The sequence below is a fragment of the Arthrobacter sp. LT660 genome (assembly GCF_056172845.1).
In genome coordinates this window covers 493,185-509,319 of record NZ_CM149651.1, presented here as the reverse complement: position 1 = coordinate 509,319, position 16,135 = coordinate 493,185, and the positions used below count along the sequence as shown (strand labels likewise).

Annotated in this window: 14 protein-coding genes; 5 read left to right on the top strand and 9 right to left on the bottom strand. The window is 68.2% G+C overall.

What is annotated here, in order from left to right; genetic code table 11:
- Positions 1-66: 66 nt before the first annotated feature.
- Positions 67-1,050, bottom strand: coding sequence for a heme o synthase (locus AC0QSG_RS02335; protein WP_475376524.1), 984 nt, complete (start codon positions 1,048-1,050; stop codon positions 67-69).
- Positions 1,051-1,331: 281 nt separating this feature from the next.
- Between AC0QSG_RS02335 and tkt the strand changes: the two genes are divergently transcribed.
- The 5 genes from tkt to AC0QSG_RS02310 are packed head-to-tail and all read left to right on the top strand — an operon-like array spanning position 1,332 to position 8,775.
- Positions 1,332-3,446 (top strand): transketolase, encoded by a 2,115-nt coding sequence (gene tkt, locus AC0QSG_RS02330; protein ID WP_475376523.1) that lies wholly within the window; start codon positions 1,332-1,334, stop codon positions 3,444-3,446.
- Positions 3,447-3,491: 45 nt separating this feature from the next.
- Positions 3,492-4,613, top strand: coding sequence for a transaldolase (tal, locus tag AC0QSG_RS02325; protein ID WP_435726072.1), 1,122 nt, complete (start codon positions 3,492-3,494; stop codon positions 4,611-4,613).
- Positions 4,614-6,242 (top strand): glucose-6-phosphate isomerase, encoded by a 1,629-nt coding sequence (locus tag AC0QSG_RS02320; protein ID WP_475376522.1) that lies wholly within the window; start codon positions 4,614-4,616, stop codon positions 6,240-6,242.
- Between the two features lie 44 nt (positions 6,243-6,286).
- Positions 6,287-7,837 carry a glucose-6-phosphate dehydrogenase gene (gene zwf, locus AC0QSG_RS02315; RefSeq protein ID WP_475376521.1) on the top strand — a complete coding sequence of 517 codons (1,551 nt, stop codon included), beginning with the start codon at positions 6,287-6,289 and terminating at the stop codon, positions 7,835-7,837.
- Positions 7,834-8,775 carry a glucose-6-phosphate dehydrogenase assembly protein OpcA gene (locus tag AC0QSG_RS02310; RefSeq protein ID WP_435726069.1) on the top strand — a complete coding sequence of 314 codons (942 nt, stop codon included), beginning with the start codon at positions 7,834-7,836 and terminating at the stop codon, positions 8,773-8,775. The genes zwf and AC0QSG_RS02310 overlap by 4 nt, the downstream gene beginning before the upstream one ends.
- Positions 8,776-8,884: 109 nt before the next feature.
- Here the strand turns inward: AC0QSG_RS02310 and secG are convergent, their stop codons facing one another.
- The 8 genes from secG to rapZ all read right to left on the bottom strand — a co-directional run bounded on the left by secG (position 8,885) and on the right by rapZ (position 16,129).
- Positions 8,885-9,136: a preprotein translocase subunit SecG gene (gene secG, locus AC0QSG_RS02305; protein WP_435726068.1), complete on the bottom strand. Its 252-nt coding sequence runs from the start codon at positions 9,134-9,136 to the stop codon at positions 8,885-8,887.
- Positions 9,137-9,171: 35 nt separating this feature from the next.
- Positions 9,172-9,987, bottom strand: a complete 816-nt coding sequence (gene tpiA / locus AC0QSG_RS02300) for a triose-phosphate isomerase (protein WP_475376520.1) — start codon at positions 9,985-9,987, stop codon at positions 9,172-9,174.
- 4 nt (positions 9,988-9,991) lie between these two features.
- Positions 9,992-11,221 carry a phosphoglycerate kinase gene (locus AC0QSG_RS02295; protein ID WP_475376519.1) on the bottom strand — a complete coding sequence of 410 codons (1,230 nt, stop codon included), beginning with the start codon at positions 11,219-11,221 and terminating at the stop codon, positions 9,992-9,994.
- Between the two features lie 26 nt (positions 11,222-11,247).
- Positions 11,248-12,258, bottom strand: coding sequence for a type I glyceraldehyde-3-phosphate dehydrogenase (gap, locus tag AC0QSG_RS02290; protein ID WP_475376518.1), 1,011 nt, complete (start codon positions 12,256-12,258; stop codon positions 11,248-11,250).
- A gap of 214 nt (positions 12,259-12,472) precedes the next feature.
- Positions 12,473-13,102, bottom strand: a complete 630-nt coding sequence (locus AC0QSG_RS02285) for a superoxide dismutase (RefSeq protein WP_435726064.1) — start codon at positions 13,100-13,102, stop codon at positions 12,473-12,475.
- Between the two features lie 94 nt (positions 13,103-13,196).
- Positions 13,197-14,177: a DNA-binding protein WhiA gene (gene whiA / locus AC0QSG_RS02280; protein WP_435726063.1), complete on the bottom strand. Its 981-nt coding sequence runs from the start codon at positions 14,175-14,177 to the stop codon at positions 13,197-13,199.
- Positions 14,168-15,229 carry a gluconeogenesis factor YvcK family protein gene (locus tag AC0QSG_RS02275; protein ID WP_435726062.1) on the bottom strand — a complete coding sequence of 354 codons (1,062 nt, stop codon included), beginning with the start codon at positions 15,227-15,229 and terminating at the stop codon, positions 14,168-14,170. Before AC0QSG_RS02275 ends, whiA begins: the two co-directional genes overlap by 10 nt.
- A 6-nt stretch (positions 15,230-15,235) precedes the next feature.
- On the bottom strand, positions 15,236-16,129 hold the full coding sequence (rapZ, locus tag AC0QSG_RS02270; RefSeq protein ID WP_435726061.1) for an RNase adapter RapZ: 894 nt from the start codon (positions 16,127-16,129) through the stop codon (positions 15,236-15,238).
- Positions 16,130-16,135 lie beyond the last annotated feature (6 nt).

The following is a 16,135-nucleotide window of genomic DNA, read 5'->3' as shown; positions in this document are numbered from 1 at the left end:
CGTTGACAACGAAACGCCCCGTCCTCGGAGAGGACGGGGCGTTTCGTCGCGGGACATCTTCCGGCGCTAGCCGAACAGGGGATTACCGACGAACGGATCGATGGCCAGTGCCACGAAAACCAGGGTCAGGTACGTGATGGAGATGTGGAAGACCTTCATGGCCTTGCGGTTCATGTCCTGGGGTTCGTGGTTCCGACGGGCCTCGCGGTACAGCACGTGGCACTCGTAGACGAACCAGCCGCCGGTCACCGCGGCGATCACCGTATAGACGATTCCCGCGTATCCCATGGGCACCAGCAACAGCGAGCACACGACGGTCGCCCATGCGTAGAGGACCACCTGCACCGAAACGCGCTGGGCGCTGGCGATGGCCCCCAGCATGGGAACACTGGCCGCGTTGTAGTCGTCCGCGTATTTCATGGACAGCGGCCAGTAGTGCGGGGGCGTCCACAGGAAAATGATCAGGAACAGAATGACCGCCGGCCACGCCAGGGTGTTGGTCACGGCGGCCCAGGCGATCAGGACCGGCATGCATCCGGCGATGCCGCCCCACACGATGTTCTGCGCTGTGCGCCGCTTCAGGATGAGGGTGTAGAGCACCACATAGAACAGGATGGCCGCGAGTCCCAGGGCGGCCGTCAGCGGATTGGTTCCGAACCACAGGACGAGAAGGGAGGCGACCGCGAGCGTCCAGGAGAAGGCCAGGGCCTCCCGGGGCGTCACGTCGCCGGTGACCAGCGGCCGGTCCTTGGTCCGGTTCATGACCTTGTCCATGTCGCGGTCGATGTAGCAGTTGAAGGCACCGGACGCTCCGGCGGCCATGGCGCCGCCGAGCAGCGTCGCCAGAACCAGGCCCACCTGGGGGAATCCGCCGTGCGCGAAGATCATGGTCGGCAGCGTGGTGACCAGCAACAACTCGACGACGCGCGGCTTCGTCAGGGCGAGGTACGACCGCGCTTTGCGGCCCGCGAAAGCGCCCGGGGACTCCGCTGGCTGGCGGGAGGCACGCGGGGTCGGCGCAGAGTCGGTCGGGACAAACTTCACGGACATGCCACTCAGTTCTGCAGGGGATTCGGACAGACCAAGCCATCATACCCTTTTACGGCTCGTAGAAGTCATTCCGCCGGGCGGCGGACAATTGCCCCGTCGGCGAAAGCCGCGTCAATCTTTGGCCATAAACGGGCACAGCCGCCCGCCCCCGGGATAGGGTTGGGGCGAAGTGCCAGCGGCGGCATAACCGGTTCGGCTACGGGTGCGTGGGCTTCGCTCCGCCCTCTCGGTCCGGCCTTCCCGCCCTCACGACCCGCCCGACCACAGAGAGGGACCACACCGTGGCGCCACAGACAGAAGTTAGCGAACTCACTTGGACGAAGCTCGACGAGCGAGCCGTGGACACCGTCCGCGTGCTGGCCGCCGATGCCGTGGAGAAGGTCGGCAACGGCCACCCGGGAACCGCCATGAGCCTCGCCCCCGCCGCCTACCTCATCTTCCAGCGGCACCTGCGCCACGACCCCTCGGACCCGTCCTGGGTGGGCCGCGACCGGTTCGTGCTCTCCCCCGGTCACACCTCGCTGACGCTGTACCTGCAGCTTTTCCTCTCCGGATACGGCCTGGAGCTGAACGACCTCCAGGAGCTGCGTACCTGGGGCTCCAAGACCCCCGGCCACCCAGAGGTCGGACACACGCCCGGCGTGGAGATCACCACCGGTCCGTTGGGCCAGGGCCTCGCCTCCGCCGTCGGATTCGCCTACGGCCAGCGCCGGCTGCGCGGGCTGCTGGACGCGGAGGCGCCCGAGGGCGAGAGCCCGTTCGACCACACCGTCTGGGTCATCGCCTCGGACGGCGACCTGCAGGAGGGTGTCACCAGCGAGGCCAGCTCGCTCGCCGGGCACCAGGAACTCGGCAACCTCGTGGTGGTCTACGACGAGAACCACATCTCGATCGAGGACGACACCGACGTCTCCTTCACCGAGGACGTCCTTGCCCGCTACGCCGCGTACGGCTGGCACACGCAGCGCGTCGACTGGACCGAGACCGGCGAGTACGTCGAGGACGTCGCCGCACTGGACGCCGCCCTGTCCGCCGCCAGGGCGGAGACCGGCCGACCCTCGATCATTTCGCTGCGGACCGTCATCGGCTGGCCGTCCCCCGGTAAGAAGGACACGGGGGCCATCCACGGTTCCGCCCTGGGCAAGGACGAGGTGTCCGGGCTGAAGGAACTCCTCGGCTTCGACTCCTCCGCGTCCTTCCAGATCGACGACGACGTTCTCGCCCACGCCCGCGGCGTCGTTGACCGCGGCGCCGCGGCGCGCGCGGACTGGGACGAGGCGTTCAACGCCTGGAGGCAGCGCTCCCCCGAGGCAGCCAGCCTGCTCGAGCGCATCGAGGCCGGCAAACTGCCCGAAGGCTGGGAATCGCACCTGCCCACGTTCCACGCCGGCAAGGACGTCTCCACGCGCGCGGCGTCCGGCAAGGTCATCAACGCCATCGCCGCCGAGCTCCCCGAGCTCTGGGGCGGCTCCGCGGACCTCGCCGGCTCCAACAACACCACGATCGAAGGCTCCCCGTCGTTCATCCCGGAGTCGCGCCAGACGGACTCGTGGAAGGGCAACCCGTACGGTCGCGTGCTGCACTTCGGCATCCGCGAGCACGCGGCGGCCTCCATCGTCAACGGGATCGTGCTCTCCAGCAAGACCCGCGCATACTCCGGCACCTTCCTGATCTTCTCCGACTACCAGCGTCCCGCGATCCGCCTGTCCGCCCTCATGGGCGTCCCGTCGATCTACGTGTGGACGCACGATTCGATCGGCCTCGGCGAGGACGGCCCGACGCACCAGCCCGTGGAACAGCTGGCCAGCCTGCGCGCCATCCCGAACCTCGACGTCGTCCGTCCCGCGGACGCCAACGAGACCGCCTGGGCTTGGAAGACCATCCTGGAGAACAACTCCAACCCGGCGGGCATCGTCCTGACGCGCCAGAACGTCCCTGTCTACGACCGCTCGCCCGAGGGCGGATTCGCCGACGTCTCCGGCGTCGCACGCGGCGGCTACGTGCTGGCCGAGGCGTCCGACGCCGGCCAACCGGCCGAGCCGCAGGTGCTGCTGCTGGCCACCGGCTCGGAGGTCCAGCTGGCGGTGGAGGCACGCGAGGCTCTCCAGGCGGAGGGGATTCCCACGCGTGTGGTGTCCCTGCCGTGCATCGAGTGGTTCAACCAGCAGGACGCCGCCTACCGCGAGTCCGTGCTGCCGGCCGCCGTGCGCGCACGCGTGTCCGTCGAGGCCGGTGTGGCCATGGGCTGGCGCGAGTTTGTCGGCGACGCCGGCCGGATCGTCTCGCTGGACCACTTCGGCGCATCGGCCGACTACAAGACCCTGTACCGCGAGTTCGGCATCACGTCGGAGGCGGTGGCGGAAGCGGCACGCGAGTCGCTCGCCGCCACCCGCTAGCCTCGACACCGCCAGCCCCTTGACGATCCACGGAAGGAAACAAGCATGAGCAACCCCAACACCGAGGCCCTTTCGGCCGCCGGAGTCTCCATCTGGCTCGACGACCTGTCCCGCGACCGGCTCGAGTCGGGTTCGCTGCGCAAGTTGATCGAGGAGAAGAACGTCGTCGGTGTGACGACCAACCCGTCGATCTTCGCCGCCGCGCTGAAGAACGGCGACGCGTCCTACGCCGCGCAGGTCGCCGAGCTCGCGGCCGCGGGCGCCGACGTCGAGCGCGCCGTCTTCGAGATCACCACGTCCGATGTCGCCGAAGCGTGCGACCTCTTCTTGCCCGTCGCCACGGCAACCGACGGCGTCGACGGCCGCGTCTCCCTTGAGGTCGATCCCCGGATCTCCGCCGACACCGCCGCGACCGCGGCCGAGGCCCAGAAGCTCCACGACAAGGTCGGCCGCGAAAACGTCCTGATCAAGATCCCCGCGACCCTCGAAGGCCTCTCGGCCATTACGGCCACCCTGGCCGAGGGCATCAGCGTCAACGTGACGCTGATCTTCTCGCTGGAGCGCTACCGCGCCGTGGTCAACGCGTTCATGCAGGGACTCGAGGAGGCCAAGGAGAACGGCCACGATCTGTCCAAGCTCCACTCCGTGGCTTCCTTCTTCGTCTCCCGCGTGGACGCCGAGGTCGACAAGCGGCTGGACGCCGTCGGCACCGAAGAGGCCCTGTCGCTTCGTGGCAAGGCCGGACTGGCCAACGCGCGGCTTGCCTACCAGGTCTACGAGGAGCTCTTCTCCTCGGAGCGCTGGGCCGTTCTGGCTGCCGCGGGCGCGCGCCCGCAGCGCCCGTTGTGGGCATCCACCGGCGTCAAGGACCCGGCGTACCAGGACACGATGTACGTGACTGGGCTGGTCGCGCCCCACGTCGTGAACACCATGCCGGAAAAGACGCTCGATGCGACCGCCGACCACGCCGAGGTCACCGGCGACACCGTCACCGGAACCTATGCGGACTCGAACGCCGTCCTGGACGCCCTCGCTGCGCAGGGCATCGACTACAACGACGTCGTTGGCCTGCTGGAGCGGGAGGGTGTCGAAAAGTTCGAGGCCTCCTGGGCCGAACTGCTCGAGGACGTCCGCATTGCCTTGGACTCCGCCAAGGCCGGTGCCTAGGTGAGCGCCCTCGGGTTCCAGGCGACGGGGGCCGCGCTGGCCGCCATCGAGGCCCACGTGCCGCGCCTGGTCGAAGACAGGGTCGCCTCGCGCATCGCGGGGAAGGACCACACCCTCTGGGGACCGGAGGCCGAATCCGAAGCGGCGGTGCGGCTGGGCTGGGTCGATCTCGGCGAGACGTCCCGTCCGCTCGTGGAACAAATCCTGCGGCTGCGCGACGAGCTCCGCGCCGAGGGCGTGGACCGCGTGGTCCTGGCGGGGATGGGTGGTTCCTCCCTCGCACCCGAGGTGATCGCCGCGACGGCCGACGTCGAGCTGGTCGTCCTGGATAGCACGGATCCGGAGATGGTCGGCAACGCCCTAGCCGACCGGTTGTCCACCTCCGTGCTGGTCGTCTCCTCCAAGTCGGGTTCGACGGTGGAGACCGATTCGGCGCGTCGCGTGTTCGAGCAGGCCTTCGGCGACGCGGGGCTGGACCCCGCGAGCCGCATCGTGGTGGTCACGGACCCCGGATCCCCCATGGACAAGGCCTCGCGCGAGGCCGGATACCGTGCGGTCTTCAACGCCGACCCCAACGTCGGCGGCCGCTACTCCGCGCTCACGGCCTTCGGACTCGTTCCCACCGGCCTGGCCGGTGTCGACATCGGGTCTCTGCTGGACGAGGCCGAGGAAGCCGCGGAATTCCTGGCCGAGGACGACGCCGACAACATCGGCCTGTGCCTCGGGGCCGCCCTGGCCGGGACGTCGCCGTTGCGCGACAAGATCGTGTTCGTGGACGAGGGCTCCGGAATCGTGGGCTTCGCCGACTGGGCGGAGCAGCTCATCGCCGAGTCGACCGGCAAGCACGGCACGGGAGTGCTGCCCGTCGTCGCCGAGCCCGGCGCGCCAGAGACCGTGACCCAGGCCGACGATGTCCTCTTGGTGCGGCTCGTCACCGATTCCGACGACGCCGCGGCTCCCCTGGGCGACCAGGTGTGCGTCTCGGGGTCCCTCGGAAGCCAGCTGATGCTCTGGGAGTACGCGACGGTCGTCGCAGGGCACCTGCTCGGCATCAACCCGTTCGACCAGCCGGACGTCGAGGCCGCCAAGAACGCCGCCCGCGGGCTTCTGGACGCAACGCCGGAACCGCAGCCCTCGGAAGCGGTCGACGGGGACATCGAACTCCGCGCGACACCGGGGCTGCTGGACGGCGTCGAGACCGTGGCGGAGGCCCTGCGGCGGCTGCTGGATGTGGTCCCCGCCAACGGCTACGTCAGCATCCAGGCCTACCTGGACCGGGTGGGTCAGGCGGACCTCGCGGACCTACGGGACGACTTCGCCGCGCTGGCGGGGCGTCCGACCACGTTCGGCTGGGGCCCGCGCTTCCTGCACTCCACGGGTCAGTTCCACAAGGGAGGACCCAAGGTCGGCGTGTACCTGCTGATCACCGCGGACTCCGCGTTGGACATCTCCATCCCGGAGCGGCCCTTCACGTTCGGCCAGCTCATCTCGGCCCAGGCGGCCGGGGACGGGCAGGTCCTCGCCGACCTCGGGCGTCCGGTGTTGAGGCTCCACCTCAACGACCGCGTGGGCGGTGTCGCCCAGCTGCGGGAGGCCGTCGCCTCGCTGGTGACCACCTCGGAGGGCTAATCCGCCCCAGCAGTCCCCCCGAAATCCCCTCATGAAAGAGCCCCATGCCAGACACCACCTCGCGCAATCCCCTGCGTGACAGGAGGGACCGGCGGCTGAACCGCATCGCCGGTCCCTCGGCCCTGGTCTTCTTCGGCATCACCGGAGACCTCGCCCGCAAGAAGCTGATGCCCGCCGTGTACGACCTGGCCAACCGGGGCCTGCTGCCGCCAAGCTTCGCGGTGGTGGGCTTCGGCCGCCGTGATTGGTCGCGGGAGGAGTTCGTGTCCGAGGTCCGTGGCTGGGTGCGCGACAACGCGCGTACCCCGTTCAACGAGACCGTGTGGGAACAGCTGGCCGGCGGTTTCCGCTTCGTCACCGGCGGTTTCGGCGACGACGAGGCCTTTGTCCGGCTCCGCGAGACACTGGACGAGCTGTCCGCGTCCCGGGGAACCCGCGGCAACCATGCGTTTTACCTTTCCATCCCGCCGAACTCGTTCGAGCAGGTGTGCGAGCAGCTGTCCAGGCACGGACTGGCCCAGCCAGAGGCGGACGACGCGACGGAGATGCCGTGGCGGCGCGTGGTGATCGAGAAGCCCTTCGGGCACGACCTCGCCTCCGCCCGTGAACTCAATGAGATAGTGGAGTCGGTCTTCCCACCCGACGCCGTGTTCAGGATCGACCACTATCTCGGCAAGGAGACGGTCCAGAACCTGCTGGCACTGCGCTTCGCCAACCAGCTCTTCGAACCGCTGTGGAACGCAAACCACGTGGACCACGTGCAGATCACCATGGCGGAGGACATCGGGATCGGCGGACGCGCCGGATACTATGACGGCGTCGGCGCCGCCCGCGACGTCATCCAGAACCACCTGCTCCAGCTGCTCGCCCTGACCGCCATGGAGGAGCCCATTTCCTTCGACGCCGACCACCTCCGCGCGGAAAAGGAAAAGGTGCTCGGCGCGGTCCGTCTGCCGGAGGACCTCTCCACGCACTCGGCGCGGGGACAGTACTCCGGCGGCTGGCAGGGCGGCGAGAAGGTCACCGGCTTCCTCGAGGAGGAGGGTTTCAACCCCGATTCCACCACTGAAACCTTTGCGGCGATCCGCGTGGACATCAATACGCGACGTTGGGCCGGGGTTCCCTTCTACCTTCGCGCCGGCAAGCGGCTGGGACGAAGGGTGACGGAGATCGCCGTCGTCTTCAAACGCGCCCCCAACCTCCTGTTCCGGGACAACGCGAGCGACGACTTCGGCCAGAACGCCGTGGTGATCCGCGTCCAGCCCGACGAGGGTGCCACCATCCGCTTCGGATCCAAGGTTCCGGGTACCCAAATGGAGGTCCGCGACGTCACCATGGACTTCGGCTACGGGCACTCGTTCACGGAGTCCAGTCCGGAGGCCTACGAGCGGCTGATCCTCGACGTGCTGCTCGGCGAACCTCCGCTGTTTCCCCGCCACGCCGAGGTGGAACTCTCCTGGAAGATCCTCGACCCCTTCGAGGAGTATTGGGCCAGCCTGGACGGGCAGCCCGAACCCTATGCGCCCGGAAGCTGGGGACCGGCTTCCGCCGACGAGCTCCTCGCGCGCGATGGAAGGATGTGGCGGCGCCCATGATCGTCGACCAGCCCGGAACCACGGCCTCGAAACTGGCCAAGGAACTGATGAATCTCCGCGAAACGGGCGGCGTGGTGGCACTGAGCCGCGTGCTCACCTTGGTCGTGGTCACGCGCGACGGCTTCGAGGAGGACGCGATTGCCGCCGCCAACCTCGCCAGCCGCGAACACCCCTGCCGCATCATCGTCGTCGTCGAGGGGAACAAGGACGCGCCCACCGCACTGAACGGACAGATCCGGGTCGGAGGGGACGCGGGGGCCTCCGAGGTCGTGGTGCTGCATGTGCACGGAGAACTCAGCCACGCCGACGAGTCCCTCGTGGCGGCACTGCTGCTCCCCGATGCGCCCATCGTGGCGTGGTGGCCCCACGGGGCGCCGGAGAAGGCGTCGGCTACGGGAATCGGCCGCATCGCGCACAGGCGAATCACGGATTCGGGAAGCGAGGACGATCCGCGACGGGCCCTTTTCGCATTGGCCGATGCCTACGTGGCCGGCGACACCGATCTCGCGTGGACGCGGCTGACGCTGTGGCGGGCCCAGCTGGCGGCGGTGCTCGACCAACTGGATCCCGCCGAGGTCCAGGCAATGACGGTGAAGGGGGCGGCCGACTCCCCCAGCACGGTCCTGCTGGCGGCTTGGCTGACCCTCTTCCTCCACGTGCCAGTAACCATCGCCTCCTCGGCGGCCGGCACGGGGGTGCGCAGCGTCCGCTTCGCCCGCGCCGACGGCGACGTGGTGCTCACGCGCCCGGACAACGACGTCGCCGAGCTCTATCAGCCCGGGCAACAGGTGCAGCGCATCTCGCTTCCGCGGCGCCACCTCTCCGAGTGCCTGTCCGAGGAACTGCGGCGGCTGGACCCCGACGAGGTGTTCGGGGAGGTCCTTCGCGAGGGGCTGCCGCGCACCAACCTGCGCAGCGTGACGGCCAGCGAACGCTAAGCTGCGGGTTACGCCGCCGCTTAACGCGGCGGAACAAAAGGATGGCGGCTTCCGGTGTGGAAGCCGCCATCCTTATGTGTTCTTACAACTGTGCTTTATGCCCCGTGCGCTAGGACTCCGCCGAGAAGCGCATGACCAGCCCGAGCGCGATGATGACGGCACCCCAAGCCAACCCGAGCACCACGGTGATGCGGTTGAGGTTCCGTTCGGCGACCCCGGACGACCCGAGGTTGCTTGTCACGCCGCCGCCGAACATGTCCGACATGCCGCCGCCGCGCCCCTTGTGCAGGAGGATCAGCATGGTCAGCAGGAGGCTGGTGATGCCGAGCACCACCTGCAGGACAATCTTGAGTGCGTCCACTACGGCCTTTCGGTCAACGACGGCTTGTCAGCCGGCTAGTCGGTCACCAGATGGTGCTCGAACCTGACAATGCTAGCAAACTCCGCGGGGTCCAGGCTGGCACCCCCGACGAGCAGTCCGTCCACGTCGCGTTCCCGGAGGATCGCTGCGGCATTAGCGGCCTTGACGGATCCGCCGTACAGCAGCCGGATCCCGGCCGCCGTCCGCGCGTCGTAGAGATCCGTCAGCTCCGTGCGGATCGCGGCGCACATTTCCTGCGCGTCTTGGGGGCCCGCCACCTCGCCCGTGCCGATGGCCCAGACCGGCTCGTAGGCAACCACGAGGTGGGCTGCCTGTTCGGCCGGGAGCGACTGGAGGTTGGCGCGCAGCTGCGCCAACGTGTGCTCGACGTGCTCCCCCGCCTGCCTGACCTCGAGCCCCTCTCCGACGCAGAGAATCGGAACCAGCGAATGGCGGTAGGCCGCCTCCACCTTGGCCCGAAGCGTCTCGTCCGATTCGCCGTGGATGGTCCGGCGCTCGCTGTGTCCGACCAGCACGTAGCGGCAACCGAGCTTGGAGAGGAACTGCCCGGAGATGTCGCCGGTGTACGCCCCGGAGTCGTGGGGCGAAAGGTCCTGGCCCCCGTAGACGACCGGAAGGTCGTCGCCGGCCACGAGCGTCTGCACGCCGCGCAGATCCGTGAACGGAGGGAAGACCGCAACCTCCACCCGGCCGAAATCGTGCTTTGCGTCGTCGAGGGTCCACGCCAGTTTTTGGAGCAGGGTGATGCCCTGCGCGTGGTCCATGTTCATCTTCCAGTTGCCGGCAATCAGCGGCGTGCGGTCGAACTTTCCGTTCGTGGATGTCGTCATGTGCTTATTTGCCTTCCAATGCTGTCAGGCCCGGCAGTTCCTTGCCCTCGAGGTACTCGAGGCTGGCACCGCCTCCCGTGGAGATATGGCTGAAGTCGTCGTCGCGGAACCCTAGCGTGCGGACGGCCGCGGCGGAGTCTCCGCCCCCGACCACGCTGAACGCCTCGGAGTCGGCCAGCGCCTGGGCAACCGCCCGCGTGCCTCCCGAGAACGCGTCGATTTCGAACACGCCCATGGGACCGTTCCAGAAGACCGTGTTGGCGGAGCGGATGTAGCTCGCGAAGGCGCCCCCGGACGCCGGTCCGATGTCCAGCCCGAGCCCGGTGGCGCCGAACGATCCGCCCTCGATGTCGTCGGCGGCCAGCACCTCATGCTCCGCGTCCGCGCCGAACTTCGAGGCAACCACGATGTCCGTGGGCAGGATGATGTCGCAGCCGATCTCCTTGGCGCGCGCGAGGTAGCCGCGCACCGTGTCCAGCTGGTCTGACTCCAACAGGCTGGCGCCGACACCGTGGCCCTGCGCCCGCAGGAAAGTGAAGGCCATTCCGCCGCCGATGAGCAGCTGGTCCGCACGGCCGAGCAGCTTGTCGATGACGGCGAGCTTGTCCGAGACCTTGGACCCGCCCAGCACGACGACGAACGGCCGCTTGGGGCTTTCGGTGAGGGTCTTGAGGACCTCCACCTCCGTGCGGACCAGTTCGCCCTGGTAGGACGGCAGGACTGCGGCGATGTCGAACACCGAGGCGTGCTTGCGGTGGACGGCGCCGAACGCGTCGTCCACGTAGGCGCCGTTCCCGCCGGTCAGGGCCTGGAGCTCGCCTGCCAGGGCGGCGCGTTCGGCGTCGTCCTTGCTGGTTTCGCGGGCGTCGAACCGGATGTTTTCGAGGAGCAGCACTTCTCCGTCCGCCAGGGAGGCTGCACCAGCGCGCGCGCTGTCGCCAACGACGTCCCCGGCGATGGCCACGGGAAAGTCCGCGAGTTCGCGGAGACGTTCGCCCGCCGGGGCGATCGAGTACTTGGGGTCCGGGGAGCCCTTGGGCCGCCCGAGGTGGGCCATCACGATGACGCGGGCGCCGGCGTCGACCAGTTTGGAGAGGACCGGGAGGGACGCGCGTACGCGTCCGTCGTCCGTGACGGTGGAACCGTCGAGCGGCACGTTCAGGTCGCTACGGACCAGAACGCGCCGCCCACGGACGCCGTCGGCGAGCAGATCGTCGAGAGTGCGAGAAGTCATGCGCTTAGGCTATCCGAATCCCGTACCTACGCCAGCTTGCCGCCGACATACTCCGTCAGGTCCACCAGCCGGGAGCTGTAGCCCCACTCGTTGTCGTACCAGGCCAGCACCTTCACGGTGCTGCCGATGACCTTGGTCAGGGGCGCGTCGAAGATGGCCGACGACGGATCCGTCACGATGTCCGTGGAGACGATGGGGTCCTCGTTGTACTTCAGGAAGCCCTTGAGCGGTCCCTCCGCGGCGGCTTTCTTGAACGCGGCGTTGATCTCTTCCGCCGTGGTCTCGCGGGCCAGTGTCACCGTGAGGTCCGTGGCGGACCCGGTCGGGACCGGCACGCGCATGGCGTATCCGTCGAGCTTGCCCTTGAGCTCCGGCAGGACCAGTCCAATGGCCTTGGCGGCACCGGTGGACGTCGGAACCATGTTCAGCGCGGCGGCGCGGGCACGGCGGGGATCCTTGTGCGGCGCGTCCTGCAGATTCTGGTCGGCGGTGTATGCGTGGATCGTGGTCATGAGTCCATCGACGATCCCGAACTGGTCGTTCAGGACCTTGGCCACGGGGCCCAGGCAGTTCGTGGTGCACGACGCGTTGGAGATGATGTGGTGCTTGTCGGCGTCGTACTTGTCGTGGTTGACGCCCATGACGATGGTGAGGTCCTCGTCGGTGGCGGGCGCGGAGATGATGACCTTCTTGGCCCCGGCGGTGATGTGGCCTTGGGCGTCGGCGCCCTTGGTGAAGAAGCCGGTCGATTCGATGACGACGTCGACGCCGAGCTCGCCCCAGCCGAGGTCCGCCGGGTTGCGCTGCGATAGGACCTTGATGCGCTGTTCACCGACGACGAGGTGGTCGGAGTCGACGACGACCTCGCGGTCGAGGCGTCCAAGGACGGAATCGTACTTCAGCAGCATCGCCAGGTCGTCGATCGAGCCGAGGTCGTTGACGGCGACGATTTCAATGTCCGCCGTCTGGGCGAGGCTGGCGCGCAGGAAGTTGCGTCCGATGCGTCCGAAGCCATTAATGCCAACACGAGTAGTCACGTGGTTATTCTCCTTGCCGGAATGTAGGCCGCCGCGGTGGCCCCCGGAAGGGGTGTTGCGCGGAGTGGCCATGGGAAAAGTTGGACACTCCGTTGTGTCGTCGACTGACTGCCGACCGGATCCACGGACTCCCGTCCCGGGGATAGCCGGGAGCGGGGTCCGCGGGATCCGTTGTGCTTATCCTACGTCATGTGACGCGGATATGTGATGCGCATTACGCGCCGGGAACGACCAGTGCCGTTGCGCCCGTGCGGGCTGCCTCGAAGCGCTTGGCGACGTCGGCCCAGTTCACGATGTTCCAGAATGCCTTGACGTAGTCGGCCTTGACGTTGACATAGTCGAGGTAGAAGGCGTGCTCCCACATGTCCAGCATCAGCAATGGAACGGTGCCCACGGGGACGTTGCCCTGCTGGTCGTACAGCTGCTCGATCACCAGGTTGCCGCCGAGCGGCTCGTAGGCCAGCAGTGCCCAGCCTGAGCCCTGCAGGCTCAATGCGGCCGCTCCGAAGTGGCCACGGAACGCGTCGAAGGAGCCGAAGTACTCGTCGATGGCCGCGGCCAGCTCGCCCTCGGGCTTGTCCCCGCCCTCGGGCGAGAGGTTCTGCCAGAAGATCGAGTGGTTGGTGTGTCCACCCAGGTGGAACGCCAAGTCCTTGGAAAGCTTGGGGACGTTGCCGAACTCGCCCTTCTCGCGGGCTTCGGCCAGCTGCTCGAGGGCGGTGTTGGCGCCGGCGACGTAGGCCGCGTGGTGCTTGCTGTGGTGAAGTTCCATGATGCGGGCGGAAATGTTCGGTTCCAGGGCTGCGTAGTCGTACGGCAGCTCCGGGAGGGTGTACTTCGACATGTGTCTCCTCCATTCGTTGTGCACCCCCTCGAAGGGAGTGCCTTCTGGTTTTGCATCCCGAGCCCCCAGGGCGTCGGAAACCTACACCGCCAGACTATCCGTCCAGCATGTCTGCCGTAACACTGTCCTCGGTGCTCGGTATTCCCATCTCGATGGCCTTCTTGTCCGCCATGGCCAGGAGCCGGCGGATGCGCCCGGCGATGGCGTCCTTGGTCATGGGCGGATCCGCCAACCGTCCCAGCTCGTCCAGGCTGGCCTGCTTGTGGGCAACGCGGAGCGCCCCGGCGTACTGCAGATGGTCCGGGACGTCGTCGCCGAGGATCTCAAGGGCGCGCTCGACACGCGCTCCGGCCGCGACTGCGGCCTGCGCGGAGCGACGCAGGTTGGCGTCGTCGAAGTTCGCGAGTCGGTTCGCCGTCGCCCGCACCTCCTTGCGCATGCGCCGCTCCTCCCACACCATGAGTGCGTCGTGGGCACCCATGCGGGTCAGGAGCGCAGCGATGCTGTCGCCGTCGCGTATCACGACGCGGTCGACGCCGCGGACTTCGCGGGCCTTGGCGACCAGCCCCAGCCGCCGCGCGGCCCCCACCAACGCCAGCGCGGCCTCGGGCCCGGGGCACGTGACCTCCATGGCGGAGGAGCGTCCCGGTTCGGTCAGCGACCCGTGTGCGAGGAAGGCCCCGCGCCAGACCGCCTCGGCATCGGCCGTCGAGCCGTTCACGATGGCGGAAGGCAGTCCGCGCACCGGCCGGCCCCTGCCATCGAGCAATCCGGTCTGCCGGGCCAGCGATTCTCCGTCGCGCACCACTCGCACCACGTAGCGGTTTCCGCGGCGCAGGCCGCCGCCGGAGACGACGATGATTTCGGCGGTGTGGCCATACACCTCGGCAATGGACTTCCGCAGCCTGCGCGCCGTCGACGCGAGGTCGACCTCCGCCTCGATGACAATGCGGCCGGAAATGATGTGCAGTCCACCGGCGAACCGCAGCGTCGCGGAGACCTCCGCCTTTCGCTCCGAGGACTTCTTGACGTCAAGCCGGGACAGCTCGTCCTTGACCGAGGCTGTCAGTGCCATGTCTTGTGTTCCTCACTGCTGGGGTCGTTGGGATCGAAAGACGTGAAGACGTCCTGATAGGCCGTGGCCAGCCGCAACGGGTCGTGAACCGCACGTCCCGCCGCGACGCCTACTTTACCGAAGAAGCACCTGGCGCCGAGCCGGGCGGCCGCATCGCGGAACCTTTCGACCCCTTCGATGGACGATGGATCGGCGACGACGGCGTCGATCCGCAGGTCGGGGGCGTACCGCGAAATCACGTTCAAATGGTCGGCGGCGTCCATGCCCACGGTTTCCTTGGTCTCCGTGGCCAGGTTCATGGTCAGCAGGCGCCGGGCAGGGGTTGCCCGGAGCGCGTCCAGCATCTGCGGCAGGAGCAGGTGCGGCAGGACGGACGTGTACCACGATCCCGGTCCCAGAACGACCCAGTCGGCCAGCTCTATGGCGGACAGGGCCTCGGGGCACGCCGGAGCGTCCACGGGTTCGAGTTGGACGTTGCTGACGATCCCGGTGTTGCCAGCGACCGCCAATTGGGCCTGTCCGACCACTCGACGGCGCACCAGGGAGTCGCCGGCGCCCTGACCCAGGACCTCCCCGGAGATCGTCAGCGGGACGGTGCTCATGGGGAGCACCTGACCGCGGGCGCCAAGGAGCGCACCAGCCCAGCGCAGTCCGGCCACGGGATCCTCAAGCAACTCCCAGAGGGTGACGATCAGCAGGTTGCCGAGCGCGTGGTTGTCCAGCGTCCCGGCGGACCCCTCCTTCGATACGAAACGGTGCTGCATCACGTCGCGCCACGTGCGGCCCCAGTCGGTGTCGTCGCACAGCGCGGCCAGCGCCATGCGCAGATCCCCGGGCGGCAGGACGTCCAGTTCCTCGCGCAGGCGCCCGGAGGAGCCGCCGTCGTCGGCCACCGTGACGATGGCGGTGATGTCGCTGGTGAGCCTGCGCAGCGCGGCCAGCGAGGCCGCGAGTCCGTGACCGCCGCCCAGCGCGGCGACGCGCGCCGGCCCACGGCCCGCGCCGGCCGGTTTCGGCGGGACAAGGGGCATCTGCCCGGAAAGGAAGGCCATCTCGTCCTACTCCCGGCCCAGGTCGCGGTGGTTGACCGTGACGTTGACCCGCGGGAGCTGGCGCAGCCTGCGGGCGAGCTCCTCGCTGACCGCGACGGACCGGTGCTTGCCGCCCGTGCAACCGACGGCGAGGGTCGCGTAGTGCTTGTTCTCGCGCCGGTAGCCGTCCATGACCGGTTCCAGGGCCTCGATGTAGCGGTCCACGAACTCGGCGGCTCCCTCGGCCTCCAAAACGTAGTCGCTGACCACGGCTTCCACGCCGGTGTGCGGGCGGAGTTCCGGAACCCAGTGCGGGTTCGGGATGAACCGCACGTCGGCCACGAAGTTGGCGTCCGCCGGGAGGCCGTACTTGAAGCCGAAACTCATGACATTCAGGCGCAGGACGATCGGGCCCGACTCGGAAAAGAGTTCCGTGATGGCGGTGGCCAGGGCGTGGACGTTCATGGGGGTGGTGTCGACCACGAGTTCCGCCGACTCCTTGAGTTCCCGCAGGACCTCTCGCTCGGCCGCTATGCCGTCCAGGATCCGCCCGCTGCCCTGCAATGGGTGGGGACGCCGCCCCTGTTCGAAGCGGCGCACGAGCAGGTCGTCGCTGGCCTCGAGGAACAGCACGCGGTAGTTGATCCCCGCGGCGCGCAGCTGCGCGAGATTCTCCCGCAGGGCCGGGAAGAGGGACTTGCTGCGCACGTCCATGACGACGGCCAGCTTGGGAATGGACCCGGGGACGCGCGCCACGAGCTCGGTGAGCGTCCCCAGCATCTGGGGGGGCAGGTTCTCCACCACGTACCAGCCGTGGTCCTCGAGCGCGTGGGCCGCCGTCGTGCGCCCCGCACCCGACATGCCGGTAACGATCAGCAGTTCGGATTCGACGGGTTTGACCGGTGCCAGCTCGCTACTCATGTCTCC

What these genes read in the sequence shown, in the direction of transcription:
- AC0QSG_RS02335 (WP_475376524.1), bottom strand. Translation starts at nt 1,050, where the DNA reads ATGTCCGTGAAGTTTGTCCCGACCGACTCTGCGCCGACCCCGCGTGCC.
- tal (WP_435726072.1), top strand. Translation starts at nt 3,492, where the DNA reads ATGAGCAACCCCAACACCGAGGCCCTTTCGGCCGCCGGAGTCTCCATC.
- zwf (WP_475376521.1), top strand. Translation starts at nt 6,287, where the DNA reads ATGCCAGACACCACCTCGCGCAATCCCCTGCGTGACAGGAGGGACCGG.
- AC0QSG_RS02310 (WP_435726069.1), top strand. Translation starts at nt 7,834, where the DNA reads ATGATCGTCGACCAGCCCGGAACCACGGCCTCGAAACTGGCCAAGGAA.
- tpiA (WP_475376520.1), bottom strand. Translation starts at nt 9,987, where the DNA reads ATGACGACATCCACGAACGGAAAGTTCGACCGCACGCCGCTGATTGCC.
- AC0QSG_RS02295 (WP_475376519.1), bottom strand. Translation starts at nt 11,221, where the DNA reads ATGACTTCTCGCACTCTCGACGATCTGCTCGCCGACGGCGTCCGTGGG.
- AC0QSG_RS02285 (WP_435726064.1), bottom strand. Translation starts at nt 13,102, where the DNA reads ATGTCGAAGTACACCCTCCCGGAGCTGCCGTACGACTACGCAGCCCTG.
- whiA (WP_435726063.1), bottom strand. Translation starts at nt 14,177, where the DNA reads ATGGCACTGACAGCCTCGGTCAAGGACGAGCTGTCCCGGCTTGACGTC.
- AC0QSG_RS02275 (WP_435726062.1), bottom strand. Translation starts at nt 15,229, where the DNA reads ATGGCCTTCCTTTCCGGGCAGATGCCCCTTGTCCCGCCGAAACCGGCC.
- rapZ (WP_435726061.1), bottom strand. Translation starts at nt 16,129, where the DNA reads ATGAGTAGCGAGCTGGCACCGGTCAAACCCGTCGAATCCGAACTGCTG.